This window comes from Streptomyces thermolilacinus SPC6 (assembly GCF_000478605.2).
Lineage (GTDB): Bacteria > Actinomycetota > Actinomycetes > Streptomycetales > Streptomycetaceae > Streptomyces > Streptomyces thermolilacinus.
On record NZ_ASHX02000001.1, the window covers coordinates 1,850,275 to 1,867,876 of the forward strand.

General features: G+C 72.7%; 14 protein-coding genes. 7 read left to right on the forward strand and 7 right to left on the reverse strand.

Annotated features, from left to right (window positions below; translation table 11 throughout):
• Nucleotides 1-33 precede the first annotated feature (33 nt).
• Complete coding sequence (locus J116_RS07500) at nt 34-1,410, reverse strand: cation:dicarboxylate symporter family transporter (RefSeq protein WP_023586477.1); 1,377 nt, start codon at nt 1,408-1,410, stop codon at nt 34-36.
• Nucleotides 1,411-1,536: 126 nt separating this feature from the next.
• Between J116_RS07500 and J116_RS07505 the strand changes: the two genes are divergently transcribed.
• The 3 genes from J116_RS07505 (at nt 1,537) to J116_RS07515 (ending at nt 4,759) form a co-directional block, all read left to right on the forward strand.
• On the forward strand, nt 1,537-3,246 hold the full coding sequence (locus J116_RS07505; protein ID WP_023586478.1) for a sensor histidine kinase: 1,710 nt from the start codon (nt 1,537-1,539) through the stop codon (nt 3,244-3,246).
• On the forward strand, nt 3,243-3,989 hold the full coding sequence (locus J116_RS07510; RefSeq protein WP_023586479.1) for a response regulator: 747 nt from the start codon (nt 3,243-3,245) through the stop codon (nt 3,987-3,989). Before J116_RS07505 ends, J116_RS07510 begins: the two co-directional genes overlap by 4 nt.
• A 158-nt stretch (nt 3,990-4,147) precedes the next feature.
• Nucleotides 4,148-4,759, forward strand: a complete 612-nt coding sequence (locus tag J116_RS07515) for a helix-turn-helix domain-containing protein (RefSeq protein ID WP_107487095.1) — start codon at nt 4,148-4,150, stop codon at nt 4,757-4,759.
• A gap of 32 nt (nt 4,760-4,791) precedes the next feature.
• Here J116_RS07515 and J116_RS29870 read toward each other — a convergent pair whose 3' ends face one another.
• Both J116_RS29870 and J116_RS07525 read right to left on the reverse strand, forming a co-directional pair.
• On the reverse strand, nt 4,792-5,952 hold the full coding sequence (locus J116_RS29870) for a helix-turn-helix domain-containing protein (RefSeq protein ID WP_051203434.1): 1,161 nt from the start codon (nt 5,950-5,952) through the stop codon (nt 4,792-4,794).
• A 197-nt stretch (nt 5,953-6,149) separates the two neighbouring features.
• A complete protein-coding gene (locus J116_RS07525) occupies nt 6,150-7,175 on the reverse strand; it encodes an ATP-dependent 6-phosphofructokinase (RefSeq protein WP_023586482.1) in 1,026 nt (341 codons plus the stop codon).
• Nucleotides 7,176-7,413: 238 nt separating this feature from the next.
• Between J116_RS07525 and pta the strand changes: the two genes are divergently transcribed.
• The 3 genes from pta (at nt 7,414) to pyk (ending at nt 12,342) form a co-directional block, all read left to right on the forward strand.
• A complete protein-coding gene (gene pta, locus J116_RS07530) occupies nt 7,414-9,498 on the forward strand; it encodes a phosphate acetyltransferase (protein ID WP_023586483.1) in 2,085 nt (694 codons plus the stop codon).
• Nucleotides 9,499-9,596: 98 nt separating this feature from the next.
• Nucleotides 9,597-10,799 carry an acetate kinase gene (locus J116_RS07535; RefSeq protein ID WP_023586484.1) on the forward strand — a complete coding sequence of 401 codons (1,203 nt, stop codon included), beginning with the start codon at nt 9,597-9,599 and terminating at the stop codon, nt 10,797-10,799.
• A gap of 112 nt (nt 10,800-10,911) precedes the next feature.
• On the forward strand, nt 10,912-12,342 hold the full coding sequence (gene pyk, locus J116_RS07540; protein WP_023586485.1) for a pyruvate kinase: 1,431 nt from the start codon (nt 10,912-10,914) through the stop codon (nt 12,340-12,342).
• Nucleotides 12,343-12,411: 69 nt separating this feature from the next.
• Here the strand turns inward: pyk and J116_RS07545 are convergent, their stop codons facing one another.
• The 4 genes from J116_RS07545 to J116_RS07560 all read right to left on the reverse strand — a co-directional run bounded on the left by J116_RS07545 (nt 12,412) and on the right by J116_RS07560 (nt 16,703).
• Complete coding sequence (locus J116_RS07545; RefSeq protein ID WP_023586486.1) at nt 12,412-13,731, reverse strand: hypothetical protein; 1,320 nt, start codon at nt 13,729-13,731, stop codon at nt 12,412-12,414.
• The gene (locus J116_RS07550; RefSeq protein WP_023586487.1) at nt 13,721-14,260 is read right to left on the reverse strand and encodes a DUF6114 domain-containing protein; all 540 of its coding nucleotides are present in this window, start codon (nt 14,258-14,260) and stop codon (nt 13,721-13,723) included. The genes J116_RS07545 and J116_RS07550 overlap by 11 nt, the downstream gene beginning before the upstream one ends.
• A gap of 94 nt (nt 14,261-14,354) precedes the next feature.
• Nucleotides 14,355-15,029: a DUF6230 family protein gene (locus J116_RS07555; RefSeq protein ID WP_023586488.1), complete on the reverse strand. Its 675-nt coding sequence runs from the start codon at nt 15,027-15,029 to the stop codon at nt 14,355-14,357.
• A 705-nt stretch (nt 15,030-15,734) separates the two neighbouring features.
• Entirely contained in the window at nt 15,735-16,703 is a 969-nt protein-coding gene (locus J116_RS07560; protein WP_028963797.1) for a tetratricopeptide repeat protein, read from the reverse strand.
• Nucleotides 16,704-16,932: 229 nt separating this feature from the next.
• On the opposite strand from J116_RS07560, the gene J116_RS07565 reads away from it, so the two are divergent.
• The gene (locus tag J116_RS07565) at nt 16,933-17,586 is read left to right on the forward strand and encodes a TetR/AcrR family transcriptional regulator (protein WP_037947209.1); all 654 of its coding nucleotides are present in this window, start codon (nt 16,933-16,935) and stop codon (nt 17,584-17,586) included.
• Nucleotides 17,587-17,602: the final 16 nt, after the last annotated feature.

Below are 17,602 nucleotides of genomic sequence, written 5' to 3' on the forward strand. Positions count from 1 at the left end.
CCGCGCCCGTGCCCGTACCGCCGCCTCCGGGCGTCAGACCTCGGCGGGCTCCCCCGCCCGCGCGGGCCGCTCCGGCGCACCGGAGCCGTCGGCGTCGCCGTCGTCCGGGGCGGCCGGGCCGTGCCCGTCGTCCAGCAGCGTCGTCTCGTCGAACGGCGCCCGCCCGGCGAGGACCTCCGCGACCCGCGCCTTGTCGATCTCCTTCGTCCAGGTGCCGATCAGCACGGTCGCGACCGCGTTCCCCGCGAAGTTGGTGAGGGCGCGCGCCTCGCTCATGAACCGGTCGATGCCGACGATCAGGCCCACGCCGTCCACCAGCGCCGGCTTGTGCGACTGGAGTCCGCCCGCGAGCGTCGCGAGTCCCGCGCCGGTGACCCCCGCCGCGCCCTTCGACGCGATGACCATGAAGACGAGGAGCGAGATCTGCTCGCCGACCGCCAGCGGCTGCCCCATGGCCTCGGCGACGAACAGCGAGGCCATCGTCAGGTAGATCGCCGTGCCGTCCAGGTTGAAGGAGTAGCCCGTCGGCACGGTGATGCCGACGACCGGCTTGCTGACGCCCAGGTGCTCCATCTTGGCGATCAGGCGCGGCAGCGCCGACTCGGACGACGAGGTGGACAGGATCAGCAGGAACTCCCGCGCCAGGTACTTGAACAGCGCGAACACGCTGACCCCCGCGACCAGCCGCAGCAGCGCGCCCAGCACGACGAAGACGAAGACGACGCAGGTGGCGTAGAAGCCCAGCATGATGACGGCGAGCGACTTCAGCGCGTCCATTCCGGTCGAGCCGACCACCGCCGCGATGGCGCCGAACGCGCCGACCGGCGCCACCCACATGATCATCGCCAGGATGCGGAAGACCAGCCGCTGGATGTGCCCGATGCCGCGCAGCACCGGCTCGCCCGCCTTGCCCATCGCCTGGAGCGCGAAGCCCGCGAGCAGCGCGACCAGCAGCGTCTGGAGGACCTCGCCCTCGGTGAACGCCGACACGAGCGTCTTGGGGATGACGCCCAGCAGGAAGTCGACGGTGCTCTCGCTGGCCCCCTCGGCCTGCTGCGAGCCCGCCGCGCGGGTCTCCTCGGTGATGTGCAGCCCCGAGCCGGGCTCCAGCAGGTTGCCGACGACCAGGCCGATGGCGAGGGCGACGGTGGACATGGCCATGAAGTACCCGAGGGCCAGACCGCCGACGGCTCCCACCTTCGCGGCCTTGCGGACCGAGCCCACGCCCAGCACGATCGTGCAGAAGATCACCGGCGAGATCATCATCTTGATGAGATTGACGAAGCCGGTGCCGAGCGGCTTGAGCTCCTTCGCCACGTCCGGCGCGGCGAAGCCGACGGCGATGCCGAGCACGACCGCCGCGATGACGGCCAGATAGAGATAGTGGGTACGTTCCCGCCGTGCGGCCACGGGGTCCTCCCTCGAAGTGTTCGCTCCACGTCCCGGTGGATCCCCGCGACTATCCACCACGGCTGTGAAGCAGGTCACCGTTGCGTGCGTTTCGTTCACGCGTTTCCGGCCGTGCAGACTTGCCGCATGCGCCTCCCCCGCCCCCGCAGCCTGGCCGGCCAGCTCTTCGCGATGCAGGCCGTGCTCGTGGCGGTCATCGTGGCCGGGTGCGCGGTCTTCGCGTACGTGACCGACCTCGCCGAGGCGGAGGAGACCGCCCGCCGTCAGGCGACGGCCACCGCGACGGCCGTCGCCCGGTCCCCTTCGGTCGTCGCCGCCGTACGGTCGGAGAACCCGACGGCGGCCCTCCAGCCGTACGCCGACGCCCTGACCGGCGAGCACGGCGTGACGTTCGTGGTGGTGATGGCCCCGGACGGGACGCGCTGGACGCACCCGGAGCCGGACCGGATAGGCGGCACGTACCTCGGCCACATCGACGCGGCGCAGCGCGGCGGGACGCTGACGGAGACGTACGACGGGACACTCGGCCGGTCGGTGCGGACCGTCACGCCCGTGTGGGACCGGGACCGGATCGTCGCCCTGGTCAGCGCGGGCATCACCGTGGACCGGATCAGCGAGCAGCTGCGGCACCAGGTCACCGCGCTGCTCGGCTTCGCGGGCGGGGCGCTGGCGCTGGGCGCGGTCGGCACGTATGTGATCAACGCCCGGCTGCGACGGCACACGCACGGCATGAACGCCACCGAGCTGAGCCGGATGCACGACTACCACCAGGCCGCCCTGCACGCGGTGCGCGAGGGGCTGCTGATGCTGGACGGGCAGCGGCGGATCGCGCTGGTCAACGACGGGGCGCGGGACCTGCTCGGCCTGCCCGGGGACGCCGTGGGCACCCCGGTCGCCGGGCTGGGGCTGCCGCCGTCGCTGACGGGCGCGCTGCTGGCGGCCGAGCCGCGCGAGGACGAGCTGCACCTGACGGACGACCGGGTGCTGGTCGTGTCCACCCGGCCGGTGGTCGGCGGGGAGCGGCGCGGCACGGTCGTGACGCTGCGGGACCACACCGAGCTCCAGGCACTGTCCGGGGAGCTGGACTCCGAGCGCGGCTTCACCCAGGCGCTGCGGGCGCAGGCGCACGAGGCGGCGAACCGGCTGCACACGGTCGTTTCGCTGATCGAGCTGGGCCGGGTGGACGAGGCGGTCGGCTTCGCCACGGCGGAGCTGGAACTGGCGCAGGCGCTGACGGACCAGGTGGTGGACGCGGTGGGCGAGCCGGTGCTGGCGGCGCTGCTGCTGGGCAAGTCGGCGCAGGCCAGCGAGCGGGGCGTCGAACTGGTCCTGACGGAGGACAGCCGCGTCGACGACCGGGTGCTGCCGCCGGGCCTCGCCGCGCGGGACCTGGTCACGATCCTGGGCAACCTGATCGACAACGCCGTGGAGGCCGCGCAGGGCTCGGCGGGCTCCCGGGTGACGGTGACGCTCCGCACGACCGGCGGCGAACTGCTGCTGCGGGTCGCGGACACGGGCCCCGGCGTGCCGCCCGCCGACGCGGAGGACGTGTTCACCCGTGGCTGGTCCACACGCGGTCCCGGGCGCGGCATCGGGCTTCCGCTGGTGCGCCAGGCGGCCCGGCGCGCGGGCGGCCGGGTGGAGCTGGGCACGGCCGGGGAGGGCGGCGCGGAGTTCACCGTACGGCTTCCGCTCGGGGGCGTACGGGCGCGGGCGGGGGCGCGTACGGAACGGGTACCGTCTCCCGCGCACCCGGCGCCCGTCGAGGGTGCCGGGTCTGCGGGGCGGGCTGTCGGGACTCCGGGCGAGGGTGCGGGCGCGGAGGTGCGGGGATGAGCGTGGACAGGGACGCGGGCAGACACCCGGGCGCGGGCGCGGCGGGCGACGCTCCCCCGGGCGCGCCCGGCATCAGGGTGCTCGTCGTGGAGGACGACCCCGTGGCCGCCGACGCGCACGCCCTGTACGCCGGGCGCGTGCGGGGCTTCCAGGTCGTCGGCGTCGCCCACTCGCGGGCCGCCGCCGTACGGCTCCTCGAACGCACGCCCGTCGACCTGATCCTGCTCGACCTGTACCTCCCCGACGGCCACGGACTGCACCTGCTGCGCTCCCTGCGGGCCGCCGGGCACTCCGCCGACGTGATCGCCGTGACGTCCGCGCGGGATCTGGCGGTCGTACGGGAGGGCGTGTCCCTGGGGGTCGTGCAGTACGTGCTGAAGCCGTTCACGTTCGCCACGCTGCGGGACCGGCTCGTCCGGTACGCCGAGTTCCGCGCCGCCGTCGGCGAGGCGTCCGGGCAGGACGAGGTGGACCGGGCGCTCGCCGCGCTGCGAGCCCCGCAGCCCGCCGCGCTGCCCAAGGGCCTGAGCGGGCCGACCCTCGCGGCCGTGACCCGCACCCTGCGCGAGGCGCCCGAGGGGCTGACCGCCGCCGAGGCGGGCGCCGCCGTGGGCATCTCCCGGATCACCGCGCGCCGCTACCTGGAGCACCTGGTGACCGCGGGCCGTGCGGAGCGCAGCCCGCAGTACGGGCAGGTCGGACGCCCGGAACTCCAGTACCGCTGGCTCCCGGGGACCCGCTGACGCCCCCTGGACATTCCTCCAACATTCCCCGTTGTTCGAACGGACCGTAGCCAGAAGTGACGATCCGCACCTAGCTTGTGCGCGTGCACCCCCGATCCGCCGCTCCGACGCCCCCGTTCAACGCCCTCGCCGCGCGCCGCCTCCGCGAGGGCCTGGGCATGGCGCCCGGCCACGTCGCGTACGGGCTCCGCGCGCAGTACGGGCTGAACGTCCCGCCCGAGACCGTCATCGCCTGGGAACGCGGCGCCGCCCACCCCGACGCCCGTGAGCTGACCGCGCTCGCGGGCGTGCTGTGGTGCGCGCCCGGCGACCTGCTGGCCGCCGCGACGACCCTGCGGGAGCACCGCCTGGCGCGCGGCCTGGCCCCCGAGGACCTGGCCCACCGGATCGGGCTCGACGCCAAGGCGTACCTGAAGATGGAGGAGTCCGGCCGCTGGCGCGGCAACGAACGGCAGACCACCGCGCTCGCGCAGGCCCTCGGCCTGGGCCCGCGCGAACTCGTGAACGCCACCGGACGCGACGCCGAGCTGGCGGAACTGCTGCGGGACGCGGTCACCACGCGCTGGCAGGCGTACGTCCGCCCGGCCGCGAAGCTGCTGCCGATGCGCCGCGAGCAGCTGGAGGACGTGCTCCAGCGGCTGCACGCCGACTACCAGGCGCGGATGGTCGCCACGTACAGCTGGGGCGACTCGGGCGGCAGCGGCGGCCAGGCGGGACGCGAGTACCTGGACCGCATCGTCGACCACTTCTGGTCCCTGGCCCGGCCGTAGGGCCCGCCCGCCCCGCGCCGTGCCCCGGGCTCTCAGCGGTCGGCCGGGCGGTGGGGGAAGGCGAAGAGCTGACCGGTGCCGTCCGGGGCGCAGGGCTTGTGGACGACGGGCGTCCACTGCGCGCGGGACGCGCCGGGCACGGTGAGGCACAGGCCGGTGGCGGCGTTGCGGAGGCGGTGGCCGCGCGCCGGGTCGCCGTTCAGGGGCTCGATCAGGAACGCCTCGCGGGCACCGCGCTTGCCGCACTCCTGGTCCACGAGCGGCGCGCCGTCCTCGCGGGCGGTCTCGGCGGGTATGCCGGAGCAGCCGGGGCCGTAGTCGGGGTGGTCCGACGCGATCCGCCACAGGCCGCCGTCGAGGCGGGCGAGGGAGTAGCGGGGCACGACGGCCCCGGCGCAGTCCACCTGGTACACCTGCCCGCTCCGCTGCCCGCGCCGCTCGTTGAGGCACAGCCCGGAGTGCACGGCGCGGATGTCCACGCTCCCGGCGGCGGGCGGGGCGGCGGCGGACGGGTGGCGGTCCTCGTCGTCACCGACGTACGAGGCGACCGTCGTGACCGCCACGACGAGCGCGACCCCGCCCACGACCGGCACGAGAGCCCGCCCGGCCCACTCCCGCACATCCCGCACCCGCCGCTCCCGGGTCAGGCGGTCCGCTGGGGTGGGGTCGGCCGGTGTGGGGTCTACGGGGCGGGGGTCCCCGGCTTGGTGGCCCGCGCGCTGGTAATCCGCGGCTTCCTGGTCCTCGGCTTCCTGGTCCTCGGCCCGGTCGTCCCGCGCGGGGCCGTCCGGGGCCGCGGTGTGCGGCGGCGCGGCGCGCCCGTCCGGCCCGGGGCGCGCGTCCCGGTCCGCCCACGCGTCCGGCTCCGCCGGGGCGCCGTCACCGGGGGCGCCGTCGTGGGTGCCCCGGCGGGCGGCCAGGTGCTTGCGGGCGGCCAGCCAGCGCTCCGCCTCGTCGGGGCCCGCCCCGCACGCCCGGACGAACGCGACGAGCAGTTCCTCGCGCGGCAGGGTCGTACGCGACAGCATGTTGGCGACCGTCGAGCGCGGCAGGCTCTCGCCGACGGCCTCGGCGCGGGCGGACAGCTCCCGGTAGGTCAGCCCGGACCAGTCCTTGAGCGCCTGCAACCGGGCGATGAACCCGGCGGGGTCATGGACGTCCCGTGGTCCGGGGGCTCGCTCCCCGTCGGCCATCAGCGATCCCTTCCCTCGCCGTCCCGGACAGGGTCGGGACGTGTCCGGGACAAGCCCCAAGCCTTGTTGAAACGGCGGAGGGGCTCAAGAGTGGATTTCGGCCGCGAGGCCCGACGACAAGCGGCCTTGATCGTCACGGGGGTACGGTCAAGGCCGCCCGCACAGCCACGCCGACGGGCGCCGGTCGGAGACCGGCATCAGAAGACGGACTCCGCCTCCAGCATCCGGTCCGACGGCACCGTCTTCAGGCGCGTCGTCGCGTCCGCGAGCGGGGCCATCGTGATGGACGTGCCGCGCAGCGCGGTCATCATGCCGAAGTCGCCCCGGTGCGCGGCCTCCACCGCGTGCCAGCCGAACCGGGTCGCGAGCACCCGGTCGTACGCGGTCGGGGTGCCGCCCCGCTGGACGTGGCCGAGGATCACGGGCCTGGCCTCCTTGCCGAGGCGCTTCTCCAGCTCCTTGGCGAGCCGGGTGCCGATGCCCTGGAAGCGCTCGTGCCCGTACTGGTCGATCTCGCCCTTGCGGTACTCCATGGAGCCCTCCGCCGGGTGCGCGCCCTCCGCGACGCAGATCACCGCGAACTTCTTGCCGCGCGCGAACCGCTCCTCGACCATCTTGACCAGGTCGTCCACCTGGAAGGGCCGCTCGGGCAGGCAGATGCCGTGCGCGCCGCCCGCCATGCCGGACTCCAGCGCGATCCATCCAGCATGACGCCCCATCACCTCCACGACCATCACCCGCTGGTGGGACTCGGCGGTGGTCTTCAGACGGTCTATGGCCTCGGTGGCGACCATCACGGCCGTGTCGAAGCCGAAGGTGCGGTCCGTGGACGAGATGTCGTTGTCGATGGTCTTCGGGACGCCGACCACGGGCATGCCCGCGTCGGACAGCATGCGGGCCGCCGTCAGCGTGCCCTCGCCGCCGATCGGGATGAGGACGTCGATGCCGTACCGGCGCTGGAGGTCCTCGCAGTTCTCGGCGGCCTCCTGGAGCCGGGCGCGCTCCAGCCGGGCCGAGCCGAGGATGGTGCCGCCACGGGCGAGGATGCCGCTGACGGCGTTCAGGTCGAGAGGGCGGAAGTGGCCGTCGAGGAGGCCCTTGAACCCGTCCTCGAAGCCGATGACCTCGTCCCCGTACCCGGTGAGCGCGCGGTGCACGACCGAGCGGATCACGGCGTTCAGGCCGGGGCAGTCGCCGCCTGCGGTGAGAACTCCGATGCGCATCGTGCTGTGTCTCCTGCTCGGTAGGGGTTCGTCGTGCCGTACGGGGCGCCACCCGAATTGTCCCACGGGCCATGTTCCTCCCGCCCGGCCGGCCATGCCGGGACCGTCCCGTACCCGGCAAGCGCTCTACCCACTGGCGGAGGTACTGTCAAGAGGGTATGGCCGCCTCTCGCGAGGTGTTTTTTCGCCAATACGGAGCACAAGTCGCACACTCGCTTGACGGACAGGAGACCACGGCGTGGCGCGCAGCGTGTACGTGACCGGGATCGAGCGCGGGGACGGCCGTCAGGTCGTGGAGCTGGGAGTGATGGAGCTCCTCACCCGCCAGGTGGACCGGGTGGGGGTGTTCCGGCCTCTGGTGCACGACGGGCCCGACCGCCTCTTCGAGCTGCTGCGGGCGCGCTACCGGCTCTCGCAGGACCCGGCGTCGGTGTACGGCATGGACTACGCGGACGCGGCGGCGCTCCAGGCCGAGCAGGGCACCGACGCGCTCGTCGCGCACCTGGTGGACCGGTTCCACGCGGTGGCGCGGGAGTACGAGGTGGTCCTCGTGCTCGGTACCGACTTCGCGGCGACGCAGCTGCCCGACGAGCTGGCGGTCAACGCGCGCCTGGCCAACGAGTTCGGCGCGTCCGTCATCCCCGTCGTCGGCGGCAAGGGCAGGCCCGCCGACGCGGTGCGGGCCGAGGCGCGCAACGCCTTCCGCGCGTACGACGGGCTCGGCTGCGACGTGCTGGCGATGGTGGTGAACCGGGTCGCCGCGGAGGACCGCGAGACGATAGCCGAGCGGCTCACGGCACGTCTGCCCGTCCCCTGCTACGTCCTGCCGGACCAGCCCTCGCTGTCCGCCCCGACGGTCGCGCAGATCACCCACGCGCTCGGCGCCCGGGTGGTGCTCGGCGACGACTCGGGGCTGGCGCGCGACGCGCTGGACTTCGTGTTCGGCGGGGCGACGCTGCCGAACTTCCTGGCCGCGCTGACCCCCGGCTGCCTGGTCGTCACCCCCGGTGACCGCGCCGACCTGGTGGTGGGCGCGCTGGCCGCGCACTCGGCCGGTACGCCGCCGATCGCGGGCGTCCTGCTCACGCTGAACGAGCAGCCCGGCGCGGAGATCCTCACCCTGGCGTCCCGTCTCGCGCCCGGCACGCCGGTGGTCGCCGTGAGCGGCAACAGCTTCCCGACGGCGCAGGAGCTGTTCGCCCTGGAGGGCAAGATGACCGCCGCGACCCCCCGCAAGGCGGAGACGGCGCTCGGCCTGTTCGAGCGGCACGTGGACACGGCGGACCTGCTGAAGCGGCTGTCCGTGGCACGCAGCGGCCGGGTCACGCCGATGATGTTCGAGCACGAGCTGCTGGAGCAGGCGCGCGCCGACCGCCGCCGGGTCGTCCTGCCGGAGGGCGTCGAGGAGCGGGTGCTGCGCGCCGCCGACGTGCTGATCCGCCGGGACGTGTGCGATCTGACGCTGCTGGGCGACCCCGAGACGATCCGCAAGAAGGCCGCCGACCTGAGCATCGACCTGTCGGGCGCGCAGCTGATCGACCCGGCCGCCTCCGAGCTGCGGCAGCGGTTCGCGGAGCGGTACGCGCGGATGCGGGCCCACAAGGGCGTGTCGGTGGAGCTGGCGTACGACGTCGTCTCGGACGTCAACTACTTCGGGACGCTGATGGTGCAGGAGGGCCTCGCGGACGGCATGGTGTCGGGTTCCGTGCACTCGACGGCGGCGACGATCCGGCCCGCGTTCGAGATCATCAAGACGAAGCCGGACGCGTCGATCGTGTCGTCGGTGTTCTTCATGTGCCTGGCCGACGAGGTGCTCGTGTACGGCGACTGCGCGGTGAACCCGGACCCGGACGCCGAGCAGCTCGCGGACATCGCGGTCCAGTCGGCGGCGACGGCCGCGCGGTTCGGTGTCGAGCCGCGCATCGCGATGCTGTCGTACTCGACGGGCACGTCGGGCTCGGGCGCGGACGTCGACAAGGTGCGCGAGGCGACGAAGCTGGTCCGCGCGACGCACCCGGAGCTGAAGATCGAGGGCCCGATCCAGTACGACGCGGCCGTGGAGCCGTCCGTCGCGGCGACGAAGCTGCCGGGCTCGGAGGTCGCGGGCCGGGCGACGGTGCTGATCTTCCCGGACCTGAACACGGGCAACAACACCTACAAGGCCGTGCAGCGCTCGGCGGGCGCCGTGGCGGTGGGCCCGGTGCTCCAGGGCCTGCGCAAGCCGGTGAACGACCTGTCGCGCGGCGCGCTCGTCAGCGACATCGTGAACACGGTGGCCATCACCGCCATCCAGGCGCAGGCCGCCCCGCACACCCCCGCCTGATCCGCGGCCCCGGCCCGTACGCCTCCCGGCCCGCCCGTATCCGCCCCGGCACTCCCACTCCCGCTCCCACCCCGCCCTCCCACAGAAAGCTCGCATCCGTGACCAGCCCGCACCGCGTCCTCGTCCTCAACTCCGGCTCCTCGTCGGTCAAGTACCAGCTGCTCGACATGCGCGACGGCTCCCGTCTGGCCGTCGGCCTCGTGGAGCGGATCGGCGAGCACGGCTCACGCCTGGTGCACACCCCGGCGGACGGCGAGCGGCGGGAGCGCACCGCCCCGATGGCCGGCCACGAGGCGGCGCTGAGGGCGGTCGCGGCGGAGCTGTCCGCCGACGGCCTCGGCCTGGACTCCCCCGGCCTGGCGGCCATCGGCCACCGCGTCGTCCACGGCGGGCTGCGGTTCACCGAGCCGACGGTCATCACGGACGAGGTGCTGGCGGAGGTGGAGCGCCTGGTGCCGGTCGCGCCGCTGCACAACCCGGCGAACATCGTCGGCATCCGCACGGCGCGGGCGCTGCGCCCGGACCTGCCGCAGGTGGCGGTGTTCGACACGGCGTTCCACACGACGATGCCGGAGCACGCCGCGCGGTACGCGATCGACGTGGAGACCGCCGACGCGCACCGCATCCGCCGCTACGGCTTCCACGGCACGTCCCACGCGTACGTCTCGCGGGAGACGGCGCGGCTGCTGGGCAAGGACCCGTCCGAGGTGAACGTGATCGTGCTGCACCTGGGCAACGGGGCCTCGGCGTCGGCCGTGGCCGGCGGGCGGTGTGTGGACACGTCGATGGGCCTGACGCCGCTGGAGGGCCTCGTCATGGGCACGCGGTCGGGTGACGTGGACCCGGCGGTCACCTTCCATCTGCGGCGGGTGGCGGGGATGTCGGTGGACGAGATCGACGAACTGCTCAACAAGAGGAGTGGTCTCGTGGGGTTGTGCGGGGACAACGACATGCGGGAGATCCGCCGCCGAATCGACGAGGGCGACGAGCGGGCGCGGCTCGCGTTCGACATTTACGTCCACCGCCTGAAGAAGTACATCGGGGCGTACTGCGCGGTGCTCGGCCGGGTGGACGCGGTGACGTTCACGGCGGGTGTGGGTGAGAACGCGGCGCCGGTGCGGGAAGCTGCGATGGAGGGCCTGGAGATCCTGGGTCTCGCGGTGGACGCGGAGCTCAACGCCGTACGGTCCGGGGAACCGCGGCTGATCTCGCCCGCGGGCTCGCGGGTGGCGGTCGCGGTGGTTCCGACCGATGAGGAACTGGAGATCGCGCGGCAGACTTACTCACTGGTAAACAACTGAAAACGGGAAAAGACAACTCACTTCGAAGAACTCGACTGAGCGGCAGTCCGCCCATTTGTACATTCCGCCAGCCGGAATATTCCGCACAGAAACAAACCGATAGGATCGCCTTATGCGCCGTTCCAAAATCGTCTGCACACTGGGCCCCGCCGTCGACTCCTACGAGCAGCTGAAAGCGCTCATCGAGGCCGGCATGAACGTGGCCCGTTTCAACATGAGCCACGGTACCCACGCTGAGCACGAGGAGCGGTACCACCGCCTTCGCCAGGCGGCCGAGGACACGGGCCAGGCCGTCGGCGTCCTCGCGGACCTCCAGGGCCCGAAGATCCGCCTGGAGACCTTCGCCGAGGGCCCGGTCGAGCTGGTCCGCGGCGACGAGTTCACGATCACCACCGAGGACGTCCCCGGCGACAAGTCGATCTGCGGCACCACGTACAAGGGCCTCCCCGGCGACGTGGCCAAGGGCGACCAGATCCTGATCAACGACGGAAACGTCGAGCTGAAGGTTTTGGAGGTCGACGGCTCCCGGGTGCGCTCGATCGTCATCGAGGGCGGCGTCATCTCCGACCACAAGGGCATCAACCTGCCCGGCGCGGCGGTCAACGTGCCCGCGCTGTCCGAGAAGGACATCGAGGACCTGCGGTTCGCGCTGCGGATGGGCTGCGACATGGTCGCGCTGTCCTTCGTCCGCGACGCCAACGACGTCAAGGACGTCCACCGGGTGATGGACGAGGTGGGCCGCCGGGTCCCGGTCATCGCGAAGGTGGAGAAGCCGCAGGCGGTCGCCAACATGCAGGACGTCGTCATGGCGTTCGACGGCGTGATGGTGGCGCGCGGCGACCTGGCCGTCGAGTACCCGCTCGAAAGGGTCCCGATGGTGCAGAAGCGGCTCATCGAGCTGTGCCGCCGCAATGCCAAGCCGGTGATCGTCGCGACCCAGATGATGGAGTCGATGATCACCAACTCGCGCCCGACGCGCGCCGAGGCGTCGGACGTGGCGAACGCGATCCTCGACGGCGCCGACGCGGTCATGCTGTCGGCGGAGTCGTCCGTGGGCGCGTACCCGATCGAGACGGTCAAGACGATGTCGAAGATCGTCACCGCGGCGGAGGAGGAGCTGCTCTCCAAGGGCCTCCAGCCGCTCGTCCCCGGCAAGAAGCCCCGCACGCAGGGCGGTTCGGTGGCCCGCGCGGCCGCCGAGATCGCGGACTTCCTGCACGGCAAGGCGCTGATCGCCTTCACCAAGTCCGGTGACACGGCCCGCCGTCTGTCCCGCTACCGCGCGACGCAGCCGATCCTGGCGTTCACGACGGACGTCGCCACCCGCAACCAGCTGACCCTCAGCTGGGGCGTCGAGTCCTTCGTCGTCCCGCACGTGGCCAACACGGACGCCATGGTCGACCTGGTGGACGCGGAGCTGCTGAAGCTCCAGCGCTACAACGAGGGCGACATCATGGTCATGACGGCCGGCTCCCCGCCCGGCGTCCCCGGCACCACCAACATGGTCCGCGTCCACCACCTGGGCAGCGGCGAGACCGCCTGACGCACGAGCGGTACGACGAGGGCGGCACCCCGGCGGTCCGGGGTGCCGCCCTCGCGGCCGTGGACGGGCTCAGCCCTCGATGTAGTTGTGGAGGCCCGGCACGGTCAGGGTCCCGCCGAACTGGGCCGCCTGGACGACCTCGACCTTGGTGAAGAAGGCGTACGGGACGTCCAGCGGAGGCGGCGTCTCCGGGCTGAACGTGATCGGTATCAGCCCGAACAGATTGCCCTTCAGCTTCTCCGTGTACATCGTCACCGTGCCGCCCCGGATCGTGGACGTGGAGCCCGGACGGGACGCGACATGGCCCGTACGGCCCTCGCTGTGGACGGTCATCTGGTGCAAATCCTTGATGTCCACCTCGGACGCGGTGAACTTCAGGGCCTTCTTGAGGGTGCCGCTGCCGGTCCGCACCTCGACGATGCCGTGGTACTTCAGCCCGCGCAGCGTGAGCATGGTGCTCTCCAGCCGCCACGGGTCGTCCGCCACGTGCGGGATGCCGGGCTCGACCTCGGCGGCCGCGAGGGCCTCCGGGTCGGGCGTCGGGCACGGGAAGCGCGGCTTGGCGCCTTCGGGTACGTCCTCGTCCTTCTTGGGGTCCAGGCCCTTGACGTCCTCGGGCAGTTCCTCGACCTCGGCGCCGACCCGCTCGGCGGCGTCCTTGATGGCCTTCTCGGTGTCGTCCACCGCCTTGCCGGAGGGCCGGGCCGTCGGTGAGGGTGCCTTCACCGGCGCGTCGGCGTCCGCGTCGGCCGGGTCCGCCGTCGGTTTCGCCGTCGCCGTCGCGGTGGGCGCCGGGGCCGGAGGGGTCGATGCGGGGGCCTCGGCGGGCTGCTGCCTGCCGGTCAGGCCGCCGAAGAAGTCCTTGACGGCATCCCCCACTCCCAGCGGGTCGAGGGGGTCGCGCGTCGCGGTCGCCGTGGGGCCCGGGCTCGCGGACGGGGACGTGCCCGTCAGCGGGTCCTTGACCGGCTCCTTCGCCGGTTCGGTCGTCGCGCCCGCCGAGGGCTTCTCGCCCGGTGCCCTCGTCTCCGTACCGCCGCCGGTGCCGCCGCCCGGGGACGGCGTCGGCGAGGCCGTGGGCGAGGCGGACGCCGAAGGCGAGGGCGACTGGCCCGGCTCGGGCTCCTGTGACCCGGCCGGTTCGTCCGACCGCGTCACGCAGGGGCCCGGCGCGAAGGGGATGTCCTTGTCGTCCGCCAGCGCGGGGCGCGGCGTGAGGCTCATGCCGACGAGGACGGCCGTGGGCATCGCGGCCAGGGCCAGCGCCTTGCCCGCCGGGGCCTGAAGCTTGCTCAGCAGCGACTTGCGGGGGGCCGCGTGGCGCGGACCTCTCCTCCCGCTCGCGGCCCCGTCGTCGGCCGCCGTCGGCTGCGTTCCGTCACCCCGCACTGTTCCTCCCGCCGTTGGCGTCAACAGTCGTCTCGGTGTGGTACTCGGGCGTGTCCACGGGCTCCAGCGGCTCCAGCGGCTCGGGGGGGCCGTCCGCGAGCGGCGCCCGCTCCCCGGCCCGTTCGCTCTCCGGCTGCCCGGGCGCCCAGGCGATGGAGAGCGCTCCGCCGATCAGGGCCAGCAGATAGCCGATGACGAACCCGCCGAAGTTGGACAAGGGGATGGACACGAGGGCGAGCAGGATGGCCGCGACACCGGCGAAGATGCGCACGGCGTGCTGGAACCACATGGTCAGGCCGAGGGTGACCAGCAGGACGCCGATGATCAGCGACCCGGAGCCCGCCGTCGTCGCCATCGAAAGCGTCATCTGGCCCAGGTGGAGGCTGGCGTACGGGAAGTAGGCGATCGGGATTCCGCCCAGCAGGGTGAACAGGCCCGCCCAGAACGGCCGGGTGCCCCGCCAGTCGCGGAACCGCCGCCTGACGACGCGGATGAAGTGCTCGTTCTGCTCCGGCGACTCGGCGCTCATGGAAGCTCCCTGGAACTGGTGTTGCTGTGTGAGGAGGGAGACGGGCGGGCGCGGTCGCCTCGCGGGCCCCGCGCCCGCCCGCCCGGATCACCGGTCAGTAGCACTCGACGCCGGGACCGTCACCCTTGTGCAGGCGCATGCTCAGCTTGGTCAGCTTGAACGTGCCGGCCGTGGTCGCCCACGCCTTCTGCCTCACGTTGGTGAGGGTCGCCTTCTCCGCCTGCTGGGCAAAGCCGTTCTGGTTGATCCGGTCCTTGATCGCCGGGCCCTTGCCGTGCGGCTTGCCCTTGGCCGTGTCCTTCGCCGCCATGCCGATGTCGATGTTCGTGAACTCGGCTTCGGCGTCGAGGTCCGTGACGTCGAGGTACAGGTTGTGCGCGTAGACCTTCTCGGCCTCCTTCTTCGCACCGGTGCCTGCCGTGAGCTTCAGCGTGATCTTGCCGAAGACCGGGACGTCCGGGGTGACCACCGACTGGCACATGTCGGTGATCCAGGCGTTCTCGAACGTGGAGATGGCGACGGGCCGCGGAACGACGTTGTCACCTTCCTTGATGTCGGCGTAGCCCATGTCGAGACCGCCGTACTGGGCGAAGCCCTGGCCGTCCAAACGCCCGGCCGTGACCTTGAACTCCTGGCCGGACACCGCGAACGACGCCGCAAGCGCTCCCTGGGCCATGCCGACGCCTATCGCGGCCGTCGCGGCCACGCTGGGCACCATGACGACGGCGAACCGCTTCCATCTGGTCCCACCGCGAACCTGGGACTTCATAGATTCCTCCTTCTCGGACGTACATCTCCGAGCCGGACCCGGAGGTCCGTCCCGGGATGGGAGAAGTGCTACGTCCTCGGGAAGGGGAACGCCCACCGGTCGGGCGCGAGCCGCGTCCGGATCACCGGCGATCACCCCCGAGCGACAACCACCGGCCGCTCGGCGCAGGCGTCCGGGCGGCCCATCGGACAGGCCCTGCCGGATGAGCAGGAACCCCCCTGTCCACGGCCGGCGCGGAGCCCCGGCCACTCGGTGGGGACCCGACCCGCGGCGCGGCTGGTTGCCGGGCTGGTGCGGTGTCGGACCGAGCGTGGCCGATCGTGGTGCATTCGGGCGCGGGGCACAAGGGGGTTCGTTACCCGCTGGTAACGGCTCGTGAAACCGAGTGCGACGGCGTGCCGTCGCGCGGGCACTCACGGTGCTACCGGCCGGTTCGACAGAAGGGGATTTCGACGCAGATAGCCGGACATAAGAGCGGCGTTGACTTACTGGAAGTAACAGCGGCCGCGTTTGCCAAGATTTGGCAAAACGCGGCCGCGTGACGCCTCGTTTGTCGTCCTGTCGCCAAATCGGCGAGACCGCCGACCCGGGATCTGGCCGGGCGGGCCGGGGCCCGTGGCCCGGAGGCCGGTCGCGAGCGGACCGGCAGCCGATCAGAAGTGGATCAGCCGCAGATCAGCCGCGAAGCCGCGACCCGGCGGCGGATCAGAACAGGACGCGCGCCAGGTCCCCGCGTGCTTTGATCACGCGCGGGTCGTCCGAACCGATGACCTCGAACAGCTCCAGCAGCCGCACCCGCGCGGCGTTCCGGTCGTCCCCGGCCGTGCGGCGCACCGTGTCCACCAGCCGCCCGAAGGCGTCCTCGACGTGGCCGCCCACCAGGTCCAGGTCGGCGGCGGCCAGCTGGGCCGGCACGTCCTTGGGGTCGTCGGCGGCGTTCTTGCGGACCTGCTGCGGGTCCACCCCCTGGACCCGGCCGAGCAGTTCGGCCTGGGCGAGGCCCAGCTTGGCCTCCGGGTTGTCCGGGTCGTCCACCAGCACGTTCTTGTAGGCCTGGATGGCCCCCGGGATGTCGTTGGAGTCCAGCGCCCGCACCGCCGCCTCCAGCAGCGCGTCGTACGGACCCGCGGGCACCGCCGCGGCCTCCGCCGGGGCCTCCCCTTCGGCGTCCACGGCCAGGCCCGTCAGGCCGAACCGCTGCTCGGCGACCTGGACGAGCTGGTCCAGCGTCTCGCGGACCTGCGGCTCGGGCGCCGCGCCCTGGAAGAGCGGCAGGGCCTGCCCGGCCACCACCGCGTACACCGCCGGGATGCCCTGGACCCCGAACTGCTGTGCCAGCATCTGGTTGGCGTCGACGTCGATCTTCGCCAGTACGAGACGGCCGTTGTACTCGGTGACCAGGCGCTCCAGCAGGGGCGTGAGCTGCTTGCACGGCTGACACCACTCGGCCCAGAAGTCGATGACGACCGGCACCTCGGCGGAACGCTGGACGATGTCGCGCTCGAAACCGGCCTCGTCGACCTCGATCACCAGCGCGGACGGGGGCACGGCACCCGTGCCGCCCTGCCGGGCCGCTTGCGCGCGCGCCTGCTCCGCCTTCGCCTTGGCCTCTCCGGCCGCCTTCACCGCGGCGAGGTCGACGACGCCGCTCATGGACATGTTCCTAGGCTGCATGGGTACATCCTCCCCCTTCCGCGCACGTAACCGGTAAGACATGGCACAAGCCGTGGTGGCCCCGGGTCCCCACCCGGTGCCTGTGGTTGTCGCTGCGGGCTCCACAAAGCCTTTCGCTACGCGTCGTAGCGTAACTGCGTCGCCGCGCCACCGGGGCGGCGGGGTGGGTGAACTGGCTCACACGCGCGTCACCGGGGCACCTTGGCTACTCGCCGGTATGGTCGCCGTCATGTGCCGCCGCCACCCCCTTCCCCCCAGCGGCTCGGGACGGTCCGGGCGCCCCGGGCGTCCGCGCAGCGCCGCAGCGGACACCGCGATCCTGGAGGCCACCCGCGCCGCCCTGGTCGAACTGGGCTGGTCCAAGCTGTCGATGAGCGACGTCGCCACCCGCGCCGGAGTCGCCAAGACGACCCTGTACCGCCGCTGGGCCAGTAAGAACGAGCTGGTCGTGGACGCCGTCGCCGTCCTCTTCGACGAGCTGGAGCTGCCCGACCGGGGCAGTCTCGCGGCCGACATCGAGGGCGTGGTCCACCAGTTCGCCGCGCTCCTCGAACGGCCCGAGGCCAAGACGGCGCTGATGGCCGTCGTCGCGGAGTCCACCCGCGACGAGCCGCTGCGCGAACGCATCCGCACCTCCATCGTGGAGCGGCAGAAGCGGCTGGTCCTGGAGGGAAGGGCGCGCGCGCAGGCCCGCGGTGAACTGCCCGTACCGGCGAACGGCCGCGCGGGCGCCGCGGGTGCGGCCGACGACCTGATCTTCGACGTGATCGCGGGCGCCGTGGTGCACCGGGCCCTGGTCAGCGGCCGGCCCGTGGACGGCGAGTGGGTCCAGCGGTTCACGGCGCTGCTGCTGGGCGGCCTCGGCGCGGCCGCCCGCGGCTGACCGGAGCGGTCCGGGG

Bases quoted from the DNA above. Each gene is read 5' to 3' on its own strand.
- J116_RS07505 (WP_023586478.1), top strand. From the start codon at position 1,537: ATGCGCCTCCCCCGCCCCCGCAGCCTGGCCGGCCAGCTCTTCGCGATG.
- J116_RS07510 (WP_023586479.1), top strand. From the start codon at position 3,243: ATGAGCGTGGACAGGGACGCGGGCAGACACCCGGGCGCGGGCGCGGCG.
- J116_RS07515 (WP_107487095.1), top strand. From the start codon at position 4,148: ATGGCGCCCGGCCACGTCGCGTACGGGCTCCGCGCGCAGTACGGGCTG.
- J116_RS29870 (WP_051203434.1), bottom strand. From the start codon at position 5,952: ATGGCCGACGGGGAGCGAGCCCCCGGACCACGGGACGTCCATGACCCC.
- J116_RS07525 (WP_023586482.1), bottom strand. From the start codon at position 7,175: ATGCGCATCGGAGTTCTCACCGCAGGCGGCGACTGCCCCGGCCTGAAC.
- pyk (WP_023586485.1), top strand. From the start codon at position 10,912: ATGCGCCGTTCCAAAATCGTCTGCACACTGGGCCCCGCCGTCGACTCC.
- J116_RS07550 (WP_023586487.1), bottom strand. From the start codon at position 14,260: ATGAGCGCCGAGTCGCCGGAGCAGAACGAGCACTTCATCCGCGTCGTC.
- J116_RS07555 (WP_023586488.1), bottom strand. From the start codon at position 15,029: ATGAAGTCCCAGGTTCGCGGTGGGACCAGATGGAAGCGGTTCGCCGTC.
- J116_RS07560 (WP_028963797.1), bottom strand. From the start codon at position 16,703: ATGCAGCCTAGGAACATGTCCATGAGCGGCGTCGTCGACCTCGCCGCG.
- J116_RS07565 (WP_037947209.1), top strand. From the start codon at position 16,933: ATGTGCCGCCGCCACCCCCTTCCCCCCAGCGGCTCGGGACGGTCCGGG.